This is a genomic window from Methylomonas lenta (assembly GCF_001644015.1).
GTDB lineage: Bacteria > Pseudomonadota > Gammaproteobacteria > Methylococcales > Methylomonadaceae > Methylomonas > Methylomonas lenta.
The window spans coordinates 34619-52154 of record NZ_LUUI01000089.1; the positions used below are offsets into that span (position 1 = coordinate 34619).

Below are 17536 nucleotides of genomic sequence, written 5' to 3' on the forward strand. Positions count from 1 at the left end.
ACATTCACTTTAGAATCACCGCAATCTTTAACGCATCACGGCACCAGAAAAAAGAGTAGCACTCAACTGAAAATTCTGCCCGAAATATCTTAAATTTCACCGTGCTCTAACACAGGCACCATCCAATAATGCAGGCCGGTCCCGCTAAAATCGGCTTTTATTTTACTCAAAAGAGCCGATACATGGTCTTTATCGATATACATCTGAAAACGCATTTTGCGCTGCCTACCCGTCACTTGCTCAGCAATCGATAGGCCTTGGTTACGGTGATCATGAGCATTAACAGGAAAACTGGAAAAACCCTGCGCTGTTTCAAAGGTCAAAAGACAATCAACCATGGCTTCTTCGAGCGCAGGAGAGACATTGATCGTTATCAAATAGGTTTCATGTGTCATACGGCTTTCTCCCGAGCTTGACCAAATAATTCATATAAAATCGGCAATAAAATCAGGGTTAAAAATGTCGATGACACCAAACCACCCGTCACCACAATGGCCAAGGGACGTTGAATTTCAGAACCAGGCCCAGATGCAAACAGCAAGGGGATCAAACCAAAAGCCGCGATACTGGCAGTCATCAATACAGGCCGCAATCGTCGAGCCGATCCAACAATGACCACTCTCGAAACCTCCATACCGGTGGCACACAACTGATTAAAGTAACTAACCATTACCACACCATTCAATACTGCAATCCCCAACAAGGCGATAAATCCCACCGATGCCGGCACCGATAAATATTCACCGGATAACCACAACGCAAACACTCCGCCTATCATAGCCAGCGGAATATTGGAGAGCACCAACACCGCCTGCCTGATCGAGCCAAAAGTAGAAAACAATAACAGAAATATCAAGCCTAATGACACTGGAATCACTAGCGACAATCTGGCTGCAGCACGCTGTTGATTTTCAAATTGACCACCAAATTCGACTCGATAACCGGCTTCCAACACTACCTTTTCTGCTACCAGGCGCTTGGCTTCTTCAACAAATCCCACCAAATCCCGGCCTTCCACATTGCTGCGTATCACCACAAATCGCTGCCCTTTCTCCCGACCAATCGATACCACCCCTTCGACTGGCTGAATTTTTGCCAATGCAGTAATGGGCACATAATCGCCATTAGGTAACGTGATTTGTAGATTATTAAAATTGGCGGCATTGCTATCGCCGCGTAATAACAAGGGTGTGCGTTTTATACCTTCCTGCACGATACCCAATTGAATTCCTTCGATTTGAGCTCGCAGCATATTTTCGATACTGTCGCCGTCCAACCCAAAACGGCCAGCTGCTTGCCTGTCTATATTCAGTTGTAAGAATTGCATGCCTTCATTTTTACGCATAAATATATCACTAGCGCCGGAGATGGTATGTAATAAAGCCTCAATTTCCTCGCCCTTATGATTCAACACATCCAGGTCAGCACCGAATAATTTAATCGCCACATCGCCACGGGTACCTGTCAGCATTTCAGATACCCGCATTTCAATCGGCTGAGTAAACCCAAAAGCAATACCTGGGGTGTGCGACATAATGCTACGGATGGCCTCGATTAATTCTTCCTTGGTTTTCATCCGCCACTCTTGCTTAGGCTTTAACACCAAAAAGGTATCAGTTTCATTCAAGCCCATGGGATCCAGACCCAACTCGTCTGTACCCACCCGCGACACTATGGTTTCGACTTCCGGAATATGCTCAAGTATATTTTTCTGCACCTGAGCATCCAGTTCCACCGAGTTCTGTAGCGTAATAGAGGGCAGTTTTTCCAATTGCACAATGATGTCACCTTCATCCATAGTCGGCATAAATGTGCTGCCGATCTGGGTAAACACCAGACCGGTCAAAACCAGTAAACCTCCGGCAGCAATGAAAATCTTTTTACTGTTATCAAGGCTCCACAACAACAAAGGCTCATAAAGACGCAGTAAATGCCTTGGCAACCAGGGTTCTTCATGCGAAACCTGTTTTAACAAAAAAGATGCCAACACAGGAATCACCGTCAATGACAAGATCAATGAACCACTTAGGGCAAACACTATGGTCATGGCTACCGGGCCAAATAATTTCCCTTCCAAGCCTTGCAAAGTCAGCAACGGTAAAAATACGATAATGATGATTAAAATACCCGAAGTCACCGGCCCCGCCACTTCGCGGGTAGCACGATAGATCAAGTGTAAACGCGGCAAGCGTTCGCCTTTTTCATGATCTGCTAGTTGAGTGATTATATTTTCTACCACTACCACGGCGCCATCCACCAGCATACCAATGGCAATGGTCAAGCCACCCAGACTCATCAAGTTCGCCGACATGCCGAAGGCATTCATCATCATAAAGGTGATCATGGCCGCCATCGGCAACGCCAACGCGACTGTCAATGCAGCACGCAAATCCCCTAAAAACAGTATCAGCAACACGACGACCAGCACGATAGCTTCCAACAAGGCTTTGGTGACGGTATTCACCGCTTTACCCACCAATACGCCCCGGTTGTAAAACACATTGACTTTAACGCCAGCGGGCAAACTACTTTGCATTTCGGCTAGCTTAGCTTCGATATGCGCTACTGTTTGCTGAGCGTTTGCACCGCGCAGACTCAAAATTACGCCGGTGACTGCTTCGCCTTTACCATCTTTACTGACGGCGCCATAGCGGGTCAATGCGCCGATTTTGACTTCAGCGATATCAGCCACCCGAATAGGCAAACCTTTACGTTGGGCGATGACGATAGATCTGACATCCTGCTCATCTTTGATACGACCTTCTGCCCGTACAATCAAGGTTTCTTCCCCTTCATTCAAGCGTCCGGCACCATCATTGCGATTATTGGTTTCTAAAGCCGTTATCAGCTGCTGCATACCGATATCGCGCGCAGCCATCCGCAGATTGTTCGGAATTACTTCAAAACTACGCACCACACCGCCCAGAGCATTCACATCAGCCACGCCCGGCACAGTCCGTAAAGCCGGCCGAATCACCCAATCCAATAAACTACGACGCTCCATCAGACTTAAATCGCCACCTTCAATGGCAAACATAAACATCTCACCCAAGGGTGTGGTCATTGGCGCGATGCCGCCTTGCACACCGGCTGGCAAATTGCCCCAGATGCCATTCAGACGCTCGGCTACCTGCTGCCTGGCCCAGTAAATATCAGTACCTTCCTCAAAATCCAGCGTAATGTCGGTAATGGCGTATTTTGCCAACGAGCGCAGCATGGTTTGATGTGGAATACCCAGCAGCTCCACTTCGATGGGCGCAGTGATACGGGTTTCGACCTCTTCAGGTGTCATCCCATTGGCTTTTACAATGATTTTGACTTGCGTCGGCGACACTTCCGGAAATGCATCAATCGGTATGTTTTTAAAGGCGAAATAACCGCCGCCTGCCATTAACAACATCAGTAAACACATCATTAAGCGCTGCGAAAGCGCAAAGCGTATCAGCCCCCCCATCATTCACCACCCAGGCCAAGCCAGTTGGCTTTTAAGGAAACTGAACCTTGTACAGCTATTTGCGCCTCAGTGCTCAAGGGACCACTAATAAGCGAGTATTCACCCTGTCTGCCTAGCACGTTCACTTCCGTGACTACAAAACCATCGGCATTGCGGACGAATACATAATGATGTCCAGAATTTTGTGCAATGGCAGAGTTGGGTACTTCAAGCCCCTGTTGAACAAGATTTTGCATAATCTGTACATTGATATTTTGTCCCACCCTTAACTTATCGGCTTTGCCCTCAATTTTGGCGCGAGCCAGCATGGTTTGGTTTTCCCGATTCACGCTTTGCCCCAATAAACTGATTTTGGCGCTGATGGGTGTATTCTCGACTTCTACGACATCGCCTATCTGTATACTATGCATCCGCTCCTGCGGCACATTGATTTCCAGCCACAATTCGGATAAATCGGCGATGTGATACAAGGGTGCCTGCATATCCAGCCTTGAACCCAAGGTGACCAACCGATCCAGAATCACGCCATCTATCGGTGATCTAACCGACAAAAGACTGCTGAGTTTATGATTATTGGCCAGAGTATTTATCTCCGCATTAGACATGCCAGCCATACTCAACAATTGCCTGGCTTCATCAGCTATAGCAGCCTTACTATTATGTAAGGCTGCAGTTTGCTGCCAACGTCTTTGCGCAATCACGCCATCTTCTAATAATTTTTTATCTCGCCGATATTCCAGACTAACCAGATTTAATTCGCTACGTGCGGTTAAAAACTGCTGCTGCAAAGCCACTAACTCCGGGCTATGAATTTGCGCCAAAAGCTGGCCTTTAGTAACGCTATCGCCAATATTGACGTTCAATTGCACCAGAAAACCCGGCTGCGGGGCACTCAAGAGTCGATCGTGATTACCCGGCACCACCACTCGAGCAGGTGCAGATAAAAATGGCACTTGCTGGCTAGCCACGACCGGACCCACTTTAATCGCCAGATTAGTAATTTGTTCCGGCGAAATCCTGATTTGCATATCTTCAGCAAACGCCTTTAAAGTGCAGATCAACAACAGGCTGAATACTATTTTTTTCATGGCAATACTCCCACTGCCTGATTGTATAATGCAATGTTGCGTTGTAATTTAACTTCCTGCTCTTTGGCATTCCGAATGGCTTCCAGGCTACGAGCCTGTATTTTTAGTAAATCCAGCAAATTGATTTCACCGGATTCGAAGCTGATCTCCATCATTTTCAGATGCTGTTCGGCAATATCTTTCATTTGTCTGGCAATCGTCAATTCAGTGCGATTGACCTCTAGTTGATGCTCAGCTTCGTGCAGGTTTTTTTCCAAAAGCCGATGTAAATGTTCGCTTTGGGCCAAAGCTTGATTCAATTCCAGATGGGCTTTAGCAATATCGGGTGCATCGTAGGTGCTATGGCCAAATGGAATCAGCACACCGACATTGGTACTTTGCATATCATCAGCACCACGTTGGTCGCGACTGGATTTGGCACCTACAAAGACTTTAGGTTGATTGATACTATCGGTGGCTTTGCTCCATTCAATCCCGGCTTGTTTCTCTTCCAACACAGCATTGATAGCTTCCAGTAAAGGATGATTAGGCTGAATAGTTTGAATGGTACTTTGCTGTTCCTGATAGTTAGCAGGAATACGGGTGGTTTGCGTTAAACTGGCGTAACTCTTACGGCTGTGCATCACCTCCGCTTCCGATTGGGTTAGCAGGCTTTTGTTTTGCAAATGGTCGCTTTCCGCTAATAACAAATCCGCTCGCGGTAAATCACCCAGCTCTACACGCCGCTGTACTTTGCCTAACAACTGCGTGGAAATATCCAGATTGATCTGCGCTTGCTGCAAACGATTTTCCGCCAGCGCGATGTTCCATAGAGCATCCCGCAACAGCCTCGCCACTTCCAGTTTGAGGATTGCAGACTGCTTACTGGCCGAAACATGGGATTTTTCTGCCACATCTTGCGCTGCCGAACGTTGCCCCCAATTCCAGATGGTAAATTCCAGATTGGCTGACGCCTCCCGTGACCCCACATCATTGGCTATTCTGTCATCAGAATAATTCAGTGCTACCCCTGTCGAGCCAGCCAGCCAGCTATCACCACGCTCTTGCCAGGCATCGGCTTGTTGCATCAGCGCCTGGTTGATCAATCGATCGGGATATTTTTCCAGGGTTTGTTCCAACAATTGCGCCAAGCTTAATGAGGGATCGATTTCAATCGGATCCAGATGTTCCACCAACAGCTTTTGTTCGTCTACTGTTATGGGCTGGCTAAAGGGATCTTGCAGCATTAACTCGTCAGCTAAACAAGGTGTTAGCGACAGCCATAACAATGGTAAGCAATATTTAATATGACCGGATGCTGTCATATTGGACTCCAAAAAGTAATAAATCAGGATAAAGCCATAAAAACGACCTAAGCAGCAATGACGTATCAGTCTAAAAAACTGACACAAAAACTAGAGAGGGGGCGCGCGGGAGAGTCGGAAGCTGTGGGATGGTTCGACTATAAGAGGTAAATCCTGTGGAGAAAAATTTATACTTTCAAGCAGGGTTTGCTGACACAAAGATAAAATATCCTTATGCAGATAATAATCAGGGCTGTTATCGTCTGAAGCCTGGATGTTAATAGCCGAACCTAACTCAACGATAGCTGAATCAGGCGTGCTTGCAACATCCGTAGCGGCTAAAAACAAAGCATCGGATTTGATATGCAATGTCTCAAATTCGTGCAAATGCAAGCCATTAACACGACCAATGGCGTCAACATGCGCATGCACCAGCGGTGCCGCGAATTGCAGCAACACTAACAGTACGACTAAAAATTGACGAATATATGCAACCATTAACTCATTTAGAATGTCTTTAAAATGATTTTAAAAAGCTAGACAGCAGTTGTAGAGAGTCGAGCGAAAAGCTATTCTACTTGAAATTACTGATAGCACCCTAATATTAGTCAACACTTTTTCACTAAAAGGCAACACACACCATGAATAGAAAAATCGGTATTCTGACTACGCTTTTCTTTACGCTGATACTATTAATGAGCAGCATTCAAGAAGCGCAGGCCAAACGTTTCGGCGGCGGTGGCTCATTTGGCGGTAGATCAAGTTACAGCGCTCCTTATAAACGATCCACTTCTCCGGGCGCCACCAGCCAACCTGCACGCTCGGCCAGCCAACAACAAGCTGCCAGCCAAAACCAAACCGCTCGGCAAGGCTTAGCCAGTCGCGGTGGTCTGATGGGCATGCTCGGTGGCTTAGCACTGGGCGGTTTGCTCGGCTCGCTGTTTTTTGGCGGCGCTTTTGAAAACTTCAATTTTATGGATATTTTGGTTTTTGCCGGCATTGCCTTTTTAGTCATGCGTTTATTCGCTGCCAAAAACAAACAAAAACCAGCCACTGCCAACAATACTTATGCTAAATCCAGCCATTCCGACAGTGATCATGCAGCGGATTACGGCATGACACCTCCCACCGGCTCCACCTCAGCAGGTTTTAATACCGATTTAATGTCCGGCATCAAAAACTCTAGTAACTCAACCACTACAGATAGTGCTGTGAACCTACCTGCCGATTTTGATCAATCCGGTTTTTTGGCAGGTGCTGAAAGTGCCTATCGTTATTTACAAACAGCTTGGGACAACCACGATTTAGCAGCCATCCGCGGTCTTGCTACGGATAAGGTTTTCATAGAAATTCAAGATCAATTACGTAGCAACGCCAGCAACAACAAAACTGAAGTATTGAAGGTCAATGCAGAGCTATTGGAAGTACGCCAAACTGGCAACGATCTGGAAGCCGCTGTGTTATTCGATTGTATCCTGCGGGAAGACGATGGAGAGACCGATCAAGTGCGGGAAGTCTGGCATTTCGTCAAACCGGTAAACAGCAAACAAACCAAGTGGCTGCTGGACGGCATTCAACAGCTGGAAATTTAACCATGTCAGTGAGCGGCGATAAAATCCGCCAGCGCTACGACAGGCTGGCACCTTGGTTCGACAGCCTGGAAGGCTTTTTGGAAGGTTTGTTATTTCGCCGCTTGCGAAAAAAGCTCTGGGCTATGGCCGAAGGCGAGCACATCCTGGAAGTGGGCGTGGGCACGGGGAAAAACTTTGATTTTTATCCCGCTGACAGCCAAATGACTGCGATTGACTTCAGCCCAAAAATGCTGGTGCAAGCCAAAAGAAAACAAGAACGTAAACAAATTAAGGTACATCTGGATTTGATGGACGTACAAACGCTGTGCTACGCAGATAATAGCTTCGATACCGTGGTGGCCAGCTTTGTTTTTTGCTCTGTACCGCAACCGCGAAAAGGCCTGAAAGAGTTGTATCGCGTGTTAAAACCCGGTGGCCAATTGCTACTATTGGAACACGTCCTCAGTTCCAATAAATACATGGCGGCCATGATGAATTTGTTGAATCCGTTAGTGGTACGCTTAGTTGGTGCGAATATTAATCGACAAACCGTTAAAAATGTTCAGGCCTGCTCTTTCCGAAGTATTTTTATCGACCCTAGTAGTAGCGATATGCTGAAATTAATGCGCGCAGTGAAGTAAACCACCGCTTCGATTTTTTACCGGTAACCCAAATAAAAACACCGGCCAAGCCGGTGTTTTTCTGTCAGCTAAAAGACCACGAAACACAGATTTGAACGACTACCGCAGAACCGCCTATTATCTTGTCCGCAACAATTCTCGCCGTAAACTATCCAACTCTTCCTGCATATCTGCCACTAACGCTGCCAGCTCGGGTGCTGCATCAAAGTAGCGTTCTATGGACAAAATACGTTTGGCGCGCGTCAGCTCTATAGCCGAAAAGTAGCAATGTCCACTTTCAAGTTTAGCGGCGGATAATAAGCCATCATTGATGTGTTGTAACACCCATTCCGGCTCCACCGCACAAAATGAAGCTAATTCTTCCAGGGATAAATAGGATTCTTCTACGATAGCAGTAATCAGGATTTCAGAATGTTGCATGGCTATCTCCTGGCCTGTGTGCGCGGATCAAATGCCAGTTCCTGCGCCATGGTTTGGTATAGTTTTCGAGCTTTTTCATTGTTGGCGGGTGGCAGAACCACTTGAATTTCTAATAATAGATCACCCGGTGGATTACTCGGAATACCTTTACCACTCAAGCGCAATTGCCTGCCGCTTTGAGTGTTTTCCGGTATGCGAACTTTCAGATTGCTATCAATAAGGTTGACGGTGATCATCTCTCCCAAGGCTGCTTCCCAGGGTGTCACTGGCAAATGCATAGTTAAATTGCGCCCATCCACCCGAAACCTTGGATGCGGGTTAAAGCTCACTTCCAATAGCAAATCACCGGCTTTGCCGCTACCCATCCCTTGCGCTCCTTGCCCAGCCAAACGAATAATCTGCCCTTCATAAACGCCTTTCGGTATTTTGATATTCAATGTGCGGTTTTCAAGTAGCACATGGCCTTGTGCATCCATACGGGGCACGCGTAAGGAAATCTGCCGAGAGGAACTCTTAAAACTGTCTTCCAGGTCCAACATGACTTTGGCGTGATGGTCTTCGCCGCGAGCATTAAGGTTGGTTTGCCTGTAAAAGCCACGCTGCCCGCCTGAGTCACCGCGCATTTTGCCGAATAACTCGGCAAAAAAATCACTGAAATCAGCCGATTCTCCGGCATTAAAACCACGTCCGGAAAATTCAAAACCAGCATCCCAGTTAGGAGGTGGCCTAAATTCCTCTCCGGGTTGATAACCGCGCCCCAGTTGATCATAAGCCGCGCGTTTTTCGGTGTCGGAGAGTACGGTATAAGCCTCATTGACTTCCTTCATACGCGCTTCCGCATCCGGTTCTTTCGATACATCCGGATGATACTTGCGCGCCAGTTTGCGGAAAGATTTTTTAATTTCTTCCAGGGTCGCGTCACGCTTAACCCCCAGGGTTTGATAATAATCCTTGTATTCCAATGATCCCCCTTGTGATTGTGATCACACCAGGTATGCTGATTCGGTAAACCTGTATCAGTATAAAAAAGTAGTATCCATCGTCAACTCATAATGCCTGGAATAAGCGGCTATGCCTATCACGCAACATTGCTTTCGACCTGTTTGGTGGTTGAACAACCCACATTTGCAAACCTTTTATCCGGCGTTACTGCGTAAGACTAAGCTATTACAACGTAAACGTGAGCGATTATTGACACCAGACGGTGATTTTCTCGATCTGGATTGGTGCGGTGAAGATAAGAATAGCATCGTCATCTTACTGCATGGCTTATCCGGCAGCTCTCAGTCTAGCTATATTCTGGGTTTGCAACAGGTTTTGCAGGCACAGGGCATGACCAGTATAGCGATAAATTTTCGCGGTTGTAGCGGCGAGCCCAATCATTTGGCGCGTTGTTATCATTCCGGCGAAACCGAAGATATTGATTTTGTCTATCAATCCTTACGGCAACAATATCCAGATGCTAAGTTGGCGGCAGTAGGATTTTCGTTGGGGGGCAATGTATTGTTGAAATGGCTGGGGGAACAAGGTGGTAGTTTAAATCTGAGCGCGGCGGTGGCTGTTTCGGTGCCGTTGGTATTAAGTGTATGCGCCACTAAATTGGATCACGGCTTTTCCAAAATATACCGCAAATATTTGCTGGACGAATTAAAGCAATACATTCGCAACAAACGTGATTATCTGGATAAAAAAGGCTGTCGCGAAGAAGCTGAAAAGTTACGACAATTAGGCGGATTAGGTGACATCAAATCCTTTTGGCAATACGACGACAGGGTAGTGGCCAGATTACACGGTTTTAAAGATGCCGACGATTATTATCGCCGCTCCAGCTCTCGACAGTTTTTGGCTAAGATTCAAGTACCTACCTTAGTCATCCAGGCTGAAGATGATCCTTTCATGACCAAAGCGGTTCTGCCAACAGCGCAGGAACTTGCCCCGCAAGTGCAATTGGAAATCTACAGTGGAGGCGGCCATGTCGGGTTTGTGTCCGGACAAAAACCCTTTAGGCCGGATTATTGGCTGGATAGCCGTATCCCGAAATTTTTGCGTGAACATCTATTTCTTCATGCGCCTTGAGCGAGTTTTCAAATAGCTTGAGAGAACCGCGACAGGTTGGGTATAGCCTATTTGGCCTTGATTTTTCGGGTATAATCGGCGCATTTTTTACAAAACAAGTGGCTCTCAACGTGTCGACTAGCAAAAACGATGTCTCTACTTTTCAGGGCCTGATTTTGACCTTACAGGAATACTGGTCGAATCAGGGTTGTGTATTGTTGCAACCTTTGGATCAGGAAGTGGGCGCCGGGACTTTTCATCCTGCCACTTTCTTACGCGCCATCGGCCCGGAGCCGTGGAATGCGGCTTACGTGCAACCCTCACGTCGGCCGACCGATGGTCGTTATGGCGAAAACCCCAACCGCTTGCAGCATTATTATCAGTTTCAGGTGGTGATGAAACCGTCTCCGGCTGACATTCAAGAGCTTTACTTGGGCTCTTTACGTCACCTTGGCCTGGATTTGCTGGAACATGATATCCGCTTCGTGGAAGATAACTGGGAATCGCCCACCCTGGGTGCCTGGGGCTTGGGTTGGGAAGTCTGGTTAAACGGTATGGAAGTCACCCAGTTCACTTATTTCCAACAAGTCGGCGGCCTGGAGTGTAAACCGGTTACCGGCGAAATTACTTATGGCCTGGAACGTATTGCCATGTATCTACAAGGCGTGGAGTCGGTGTACGATTTAGTCTGGACTCGTGGTCCGCAAGGCATCGTCACTTATGGCGATGTATTCCATCAAAACGAAGTTGAGATGTCGGAGTTCAACTTCGATCATGCCAATGTCGATTTTCTGTTTCAGTGCTTCGATACCTACGAGCGCGAATGTCTGATGTTGTTGGATAAAAACCTGCCGCTGCCGGCTTATGAAATGGTATTAAAGGCTTCCCATTCGTTTAATCTGCTGGATGCGCGGCATGCCATTTCCGTGACGGAACGTCAGCGCTATATTTTACGGGTACGCAACATGGCTAAATCAGTGGCCGAAGCTTATTACAATCGCCGGGAAGCATTAGGCTTTCCGATTCTTGCCAGACAGGGAGCGTAACCATGACAGCGACCAATCATTTGTTATTCGAACTGGGCTGCGAAGAACTGCCGCCAAAATCCCTGAAAAAACTCAGTCAGGCTTTGTTGGACAATATTCTGGCCGGCTTAAAAGAAGCCGATTTAGCTTTCAATCGAGGCCGCGCGTATGCCACGCCTCGTCGCTTAGCCGTTATCATCGACGATTTGGTGACTTTTCAGGCCGATAAAACCGTGGAAAAACGCGGCCCAGCTGTCTTGGCTGCATTCGGACCGGATGGAACGCCGAGTAAAGCGGCGCAAGGTTTTGCCGCCAGTTGCGGCACTACGGTTGATCAATTGGAAAGATTACAAACGGACAAGGGCGAGTGGCTGGTATTCAAACAAGCCGTAAAAGGTCAAGCCACTGCCGAACTGCTGCCGGACATCATTCGTAAAAGCCTGAATAACCTGCCGATTGCCAAGCGCATGCGTTGGGGTAATTTCGATAGCGAATTTGCCCGCCCGGTACATTGGGCTGTGTTGCTGTTAGGCGAACAAATTATCGAGACTGAAATTCTCGGGATTAAAACCGGTCGCAGCAGTCGCGGCCATCGTTTCCATGCACCGCAGGCTTTGAAGATTGCCAGCCCGCACGATTATCTGGAAACCTTGCAACAGCAAGGCAAGGTAATCGCTGATTTTGACCAGCGCATGCAAAGTATTTGTGATGCGGCAAATCTGGCAGCCGCCAATGTTGGTGGTAAGGCACATATTGAAGCCGATCTGCTGGAAGAAATTGCTGCGCTAAACGAATGGCCGGTGCCGGTGGTAGGTAACTTCGATGCGCGCTTCCTGGAATTGCCGATGGAAGTATTGATTACCACCATGCAATCCAATCAAAAGTATTTTCCGGTTAAAAACACTGAAGGTGGCTTGTTGCCTCATTTCATTACCTTTGCCAATATCGAAAGTTCCAAGCCGATTTCGATTCAACAAGGTAACGAACGCGTAGTATTGCCGCGACTGTCTGACGCCGAGTTTTTCTGGAAGCAGGATAGAAAACAATCGCTGGCCGAGCGAGTCGATAGCTTGCAGAGTATTGTGTTTCAAAAAGACCTGGGCACCCTGTTTGACAAAACCGAACGGGTAGCCAAGCTGGCGGGGCTGATTGCGAAACAGTTGCAGGCCGATGTCGAACTGACCCAACGTGCAGCGTTGTTAGCGAAGACCGATTTGATGACCAATATGGTTGGCGAGTTTGCCAATCTGCAGGGCACCATGGGACGTTATTATGCCTTGGCGGATGGCGAGCATGCGGAAGTAGCGCTGGCACAGGAAGAGCATTATTTTCCTAAACAGTCTGGTGGAGCAACACCTAGCGGCAAGATTGGTCAAATCTTAGCCTTGGCGGAAAAGATCGATACTTTGACCGGTATCTTCAGTGCCGGCTTGATTCCAACCGGCGATAAAGACCCTTATGCCTTGCGCCGCGCCACACTGGGAATTTTGCGGGTCATGATCGAAAATAGCATTGCGCTGGATTTGGTGGTTTTGCTGGATGCCGCACTAGATCAGTTCAGCCATAGCTTTAATAAAGCCGAAACCCGACAACGGCTGATCGATTTTATTTTTGATAGATTGAAAGGCTACTGCCTGGATCAAGGGTATAGCGCCGATGAATTTGAAGCCGTGCTGGCTGTCAATCCAACCCGTCCAGTAGATTTCATGTTGCGTATGCGTGCGGTACAAACCTTTCGTCAGTTGCCGGAAGCCGATAGCTTGGCTGCTGCGAATAAACGCATCATCAATATTCTGAAAAAATCAGAACACGCGGTATCCAACACTATCGGAACATTGGTGGAAGTGGAAGAGAAAAACTTGTTAGCGGCAGCCGAAGCCTCAGAGACCGATATTTTGCCCTTACTGGCCGAACAAAATTATCAACTAGCGCTAAACCGTTTGGCGCAATTACGCGATAATGTGGATGCGTTTTTCGATCATGTAATGGTCAACACCGATGATGAAGCCTTGCGTAACAGTCGCTTGGCCTTGTTGGCGATGCTGTCGAATCAGTTTTTGCAAATTGCCGATATTTCCAAACTGCAATCGTGACCGATCGCTATGTGATATTGGATAGGGATGGCGTTATCAATGTCGATTCCGATCAGTTTGTTAAATCCGCAGAGGAATGGCTGCCGATCCCCGGCAGCCTGGAAGCCATTGCCGAGTTAAATCGGCATGGCTTTAAAGTAATCATAATCACCAATCAATCCGGTGTAGCCAGAGGTTTATTTGATCTGGCAACGTTGAAGGCGATGCATGACAAGATGCAAACCATGCTGGCGACACTAGGCGGTCAAATTGAGGCTATTTACTATTGCCCGCACGGTCCTGATGAACACTGTAGTTGCCGTAAACCGCAGCCTGGTCTATTCGAAGCCTTCGCGAAGGATAAACAGGTTAATTTGCAGACTGTTTACGCCATAGGTGACTCTTATCGCGACATTCAGGCCTGCCAGGCTGCTGGTGCCCAGCCAATATTGGTTAAAACCGGTAAAGGCCTAAAAACCCTACAGGATCATCCTCAGCTCAATTTACCTATTTTTGAAAATCTTTATGACGCAGCACAATTCATCGTCTCCCAAAGCTGATTTCAAGGCTTATTTAGGCTCGACTTTATTTTATATTTACGTTGTGTTTTCCACGCCTATCGTCGGCCTAGCAGTTTTGAGCGCTTTTTTTCTGCCTTTTTCCGTGCGTTACAAAATAGCTGACATCTGGATTAATTATCTGCTGTACATGCTGAAGTTATGCTGTGGCTTAACTCATGAGGTAGAGGGCTTGGAAAACGTCCCTAAAGGACAAGCTGCCATCATTATGAGCAAACATCAGTCCGCCTGGGAAACGATTGCCTTACGGCAAATCATTTCGCCACAAACCGCAGTATTAAAAAAGTCTTTGCTGCAAATTCCATTTGGCGGTTGGGCGCTGGCAACACTCAAGCCCATCGCAATCGATCGTAGCAATCAAAAAGAAGCTTTAAAGATGTTGCTGGATCAGGGTATCGAACGCTTACAGGAAGGCTTGTGTGTGTTGATTTTTCCGGAAGGCACTCGTGTCGCCCCAGGCGCTTATAAAAAATTTAATGCCGGGGGCGCCATGTTGGCAAGTAAATCCGGTTTTCCAGTCATTCCATTGGCACATAATGCCGGTGAGTTTTGGCCCAGAAACAGTTTTTTGAAATATCCAGGGGTTATCAAAGTTAAAATCGGCCCTGTGATTTCAACTCAAAATAAAGGGACTAAAGAAATTAATGCGGAAACAGAAGAATGGATTTCTCAGGCTATGAAAAAAATTTCTGCTGAGAGAGATTGATTTGTAAAAAATGGATGTGAATTTTGAAAATATATTTTGAAAAATATAAGGCCCACTTGCGTGAGCCTTATATGGGGGATCTAAAAACCCCGTCTTCGCACTATGATTAGTTAGCGCCGCTACCTTCTTGATTAGGTGTGCCATAGCCTTTTGGCTTAGGGTTACCCATGTTTTGATCGTCCAGGCAACCGCTCAGGCCAACAATCATTAAAGTCATAGCTAAAATTGATAATATTTTTTTCATAACATCCTCCAAATTAAAATTCTTATATTTTTTTGTACTCATAGATTTAAAAAAGCACGGCAAATTTATATCACGCTAAAATTGCTTAGGCAAATTAAATATGGATTTGAAGGAAATTAGTTAACTAAAATAAAAAAGGCCCACTACTGTGGGCCTTATTTAGGAATTGTGAAAAAACCTGTCAATAGCTACGATTAGTTGGCCCCAGTGCCTTGTTGGCCAGGTGTGCCATAACCTTTTGGTTTTGGATTGCCTTGATCAGGATCATCTACGCAACCTGCCAAACTAACGATCATAAGAGCCATAGCCAAGATAGAAAATACTTTTTTCATAACATCCTCCGAACAAATATAGTGTTGGTTATAATTTTTTTTTGTGCCTCAAATGAACACGCGGAAATTTATATCATGACAAAACCAAGTTCGCAAGACCCAATGTGTTGCTTTCTTACAAAACATCAATGTCTTTTGGCAGGTTGATTTTAATTTCTCTATCATGCCACTGTGCCGACCCTATAGCCAGCCAATCACCAGACAAATTGTTTCGTCTAAGATCTTTTTCCCATAAAAAAGGGGCTTTGATTTTTTTCATTTTAATGATGAATCGAGTATTTTCCAGGTCGAGATTAAGCTTGGTACCCCAGAATGCAGTTATCTTCATGATGAATTTTTTCAGCCTGAATTCGTCGATATTAGGTGTGACAGCGATATTGGCCCACATCGAGTGCACCCTCCCCCAGTTCGGGGCCAGCATGCGGCCTTGCTCATTAATAAATGGCAGCCAGTGTTCAGCACCGTTAGCATCCAGATAAGTAATCGCTAAGACGTGCTCATAGCCTTCAAAATGATCATGCAGGTAAAGAGCATGCGGAGTAATCCCGATAAAGCTATGCGAAAACATCAACAGGGCATTACTCATGTCCGCCATAGCACTAGTGAGCGGCGATTGGCGAGTATCAATTTTTAATCGATACAGCAATCCATAGTGCAGACTGCAATTAAGCTGAAAAAGCAGGATAAGTAAAAACACTTTACTGATTTTATAGGCGTTACGCTTTTGCTGTTTTGACTGCCCAACTACAAAGATTTGATCATAGAGCGTAGCGGGAAAAACAGGGGCGGTTTCTTTGAGACAACTAACATCGCAATTCAAACGCGCACGATTGTCAGCAATACGACGATAACAGATTAATGCTAAAGCATGAATGGGGCCTAGCCTCATAACCCAGCCAATAATTGCGGTATAGCCCATGGCAGTAAAAATTTGCGCATAGGTATCGACACCCGCATAAAGCTGGCCCTCGCTATCTAAAGCATATAAATCTGTTAGCAGAGTTTGTTCATTCAATCGATTGAGTGCCGGATAGTCGCGAGCATAAGCCTGGGCAGGCTTGAAATCCACCCCGTGCAAAATATCAAAATGATTCAGAATTAATACCGTCCGATTACATAGCGGGCATTGCTGGTCATAAAAAACGGTTAATACCGGGTGAGGTTTTCTCAGCCAAACACCTATTTGCTTGTACCAGGAAAACGGCATCATCAAGCTATAAAAAACCAGCATTCCCATGCCAAAGGGATAGATATTAAACGATAAGGTAATGCCAAGATGGAGAGCAATACCCAGCAAAAAATAAATCGGCCTTAATAGGCGAAAATGAAAAAACAGTAAAAAAGTAAACTGAAAAACCAGTATGGTGTAACCGATAAATTTTTGCAGACTTTCAATATTTAGCAGCCAGCTCATATCCAGCGCCGACACATAATAAGGCATTGAGGACGGCAACCAGGCACCCAGACCATTGCGCCAGTGTTCGGCAAACATTTTATGAATATCCGAATCAAAATACAAAAATCCCAGACACACGATGACTGGCAAATAGTAGCTTAGCCGGGATACCGTTAAAGAAGGGTATTCAGAGTAATGCACGAAAGGGGTAGCTAATTTTTTCCTAAGGCTATCGATCGCAAAGGCTTTGTCGATCGGCATAAAAATCAGGAAAAAATTGGCACCTATCATGAACAAATCAAAGCCACCGTCAAAATCACGCTGCATCGGGGTGAAATTAACGAAAACCAGCCAGAACACATAATTGGCAATACTGACAGTTTGGCAGCGATAACCAATCATAAGACAAAAGGCAACGGCCGCCCAAAGCCATAGAAAAAAAATGATCATCGGAAATTCGACGTCCATAAAAGGAATCGGGTCAAAAATCAGGTGATTGAAATAAATCAGGAAAAAAATCTCCTGTAGTGTAATGATTCCAAACAGTAATCGAAATATTCCGATACCGCTAGCTGGAGCCTGTGCAAGGTAAACTTTGTAGATTTTAGCAGCGAGTAATTTGTACATCTTCTAGCAGAATGAAAAATGTACAAATTATAGGGTATTTTGGC

General features: G+C 46.2%; 17 protein-coding genes. 7 read left to right on the forward strand and 10 right to left on the reverse strand.

Annotated features, from left to right (window positions below; genetic code table 11):
- Nucleotides 1-89 precede the first annotated feature (89 nt).
- From A1359_RS07035 to A1359_RS07055, 5 genes are all read right to left on the reverse strand, one after another.
- Entirely contained in the window at nt 90-395 is a 306-nt protein-coding gene (locus A1359_RS07035) for a DUF3240 family protein (protein WP_066980127.1), read from the reverse strand.
- Complete coding sequence (locus A1359_RS07040) at nt 392-3454, reverse strand: efflux RND transporter permease subunit (protein WP_066980130.1); 3063 nt, start codon at nt 3452-3454, stop codon at nt 392-394. Before A1359_RS07040 ends, A1359_RS07035 begins: the two co-directional genes overlap by 4 nt.
- The gene (locus A1359_RS07045; RefSeq protein ID WP_066980133.1) at nt 3454-4542 is read right to left on the reverse strand and encodes an efflux RND transporter periplasmic adaptor subunit; all 1089 of its coding nucleotides are present in this window, start codon (nt 4540-4542) and stop codon (nt 3454-3456) included. Before A1359_RS07045 ends, A1359_RS07040 begins: the two co-directional genes overlap by 1 nt.
- Nucleotides 4539-5846, reverse strand: coding sequence for a TolC family protein (locus A1359_RS07050; RefSeq protein WP_066980136.1), 1308 nt, complete (start codon nt 5844-5846; stop codon nt 4539-4541). The genes A1359_RS07045 and A1359_RS07050 overlap by 4 nt, the downstream gene beginning before the upstream one ends.
- A gap of 90 nt (nt 5847-5936) precedes the next feature.
- Nucleotides 5937-6323, reverse strand: a complete 387-nt coding sequence (locus tag A1359_RS07055) for a hypothetical protein (RefSeq protein WP_066980139.1) — start codon at nt 6321-6323, stop codon at nt 5937-5939.
- 143 nt (nt 6324-6466) lie between these two features.
- On the opposite strand from A1359_RS07055, the gene A1359_RS07060 reads away from it, so the two are divergent.
- Both A1359_RS07060 and A1359_RS07065 read left to right on the forward strand, forming a co-directional pair.
- Nucleotides 6467-7417 carry a Tim44 domain-containing protein gene (locus A1359_RS07060; RefSeq protein WP_066980142.1) on the forward strand — a complete coding sequence of 317 codons (951 nt, stop codon included), beginning with the start codon at nt 6467-6469 and terminating at the stop codon, nt 7415-7417.
- A 2-nt stretch (nt 7418-7419) separates the two neighbouring features.
- Nucleotides 7420-8037, forward strand: a complete 618-nt coding sequence (locus A1359_RS07065; protein ID WP_066980145.1) for a class I SAM-dependent methyltransferase — start codon at nt 7420-7422, stop codon at nt 8035-8037.
- A 117-nt stretch (nt 8038-8154) separates the two neighbouring features.
- On the opposite strand, the gene A1359_RS07070 is transcribed toward A1359_RS07065, so the two are convergent.
- Together A1359_RS07070 and A1359_RS07075 are read right to left on the reverse strand one after the other, a co-directional pair.
- A complete protein-coding gene (locus A1359_RS07070; RefSeq protein WP_066980147.1) occupies nt 8155-8457 on the reverse strand; it encodes a MerR family transcriptional regulator in 303 nt (100 codons plus the stop codon).
- A 2-nt stretch (nt 8458-8459) separates the two neighbouring features.
- Nucleotides 8460-9419, reverse strand: a complete 960-nt coding sequence (locus A1359_RS07075) for a DnaJ C-terminal domain-containing protein (RefSeq protein WP_066980151.1) — start codon at nt 9417-9419, stop codon at nt 8460-8462.
- 109 nt (nt 9420-9528) lie between these two features.
- Between A1359_RS07075 and A1359_RS07080 the strand changes: the two genes are divergently transcribed.
- From A1359_RS07080 to A1359_RS07100, 5 genes are all read left to right on the forward strand, one after another.
- Nucleotides 9529-10533, forward strand: coding sequence for a hydrolase (locus A1359_RS07080; RefSeq protein WP_066980154.1), 1005 nt, complete (start codon nt 9529-9531; stop codon nt 10531-10533).
- A gap of 110 nt (nt 10534-10643) precedes the next feature.
- Complete coding sequence (gene glyQ, locus A1359_RS07085; RefSeq protein ID WP_157200495.1) at nt 10644-11558, forward strand: glycine--tRNA ligase subunit alpha; 915 nt, start codon at nt 10644-10646, stop codon at nt 11556-11558.
- A 2-nt stretch (nt 11559-11560) separates the two neighbouring features.
- Nucleotides 11561-13630, forward strand: a complete 2070-nt coding sequence (glyS, locus tag A1359_RS07090; protein ID WP_066980157.1) for a glycine--tRNA ligase subunit beta — start codon at nt 11561-11563, stop codon at nt 13628-13630.
- Nucleotides 13627-14169, forward strand: a complete 543-nt coding sequence (gene gmhB / locus A1359_RS07095; protein ID WP_066980160.1) for a D-glycero-beta-D-manno-heptose 1,7-bisphosphate 7-phosphatase — start codon at nt 13627-13629, stop codon at nt 14167-14169. The genes glyS and gmhB overlap by 4 nt, the downstream gene beginning before the upstream one ends.
- Entirely contained in the window at nt 14135-14893 is a 759-nt protein-coding gene (locus tag A1359_RS07100; RefSeq protein WP_066980163.1) for a lysophospholipid acyltransferase family protein, read from the forward strand. Before gmhB ends, A1359_RS07100 begins: the two co-directional genes overlap by 35 nt.
- A 106-nt stretch (nt 14894-14999) precedes the next feature.
- Here A1359_RS07100 and A1359_RS22705 read toward each other — a convergent pair whose 3' ends face one another.
- The 3 genes from A1359_RS22705 to A1359_RS07105 form a co-directional block, all read right to left on the reverse strand.
- Entirely contained in the window at nt 15000-15137 is a 138-nt protein-coding gene (locus A1359_RS22705) for a hypothetical protein (RefSeq protein ID WP_198159287.1), read from the reverse strand.
- 194 nt (nt 15138-15331) lie between these two features.
- Nucleotides 15332-15469, reverse strand: coding sequence for a peptidylprolyl isomerase (locus A1359_RS22710; RefSeq protein ID WP_198159288.1), 138 nt, complete (start codon nt 15467-15469; stop codon nt 15332-15334).
- A gap of 115 nt (nt 15470-15584) precedes the next feature.
- Nucleotides 15585-17492 (reverse strand): DCC1-like thiol-disulfide oxidoreductase family protein, encoded by a 1908-nt coding sequence (locus A1359_RS07105; protein ID WP_066980166.1) that lies wholly within the window; start codon nt 17490-17492, stop codon nt 15585-15587.
- Between the last annotated feature and the right edge of the window lie 44 nt (nt 17493-17536).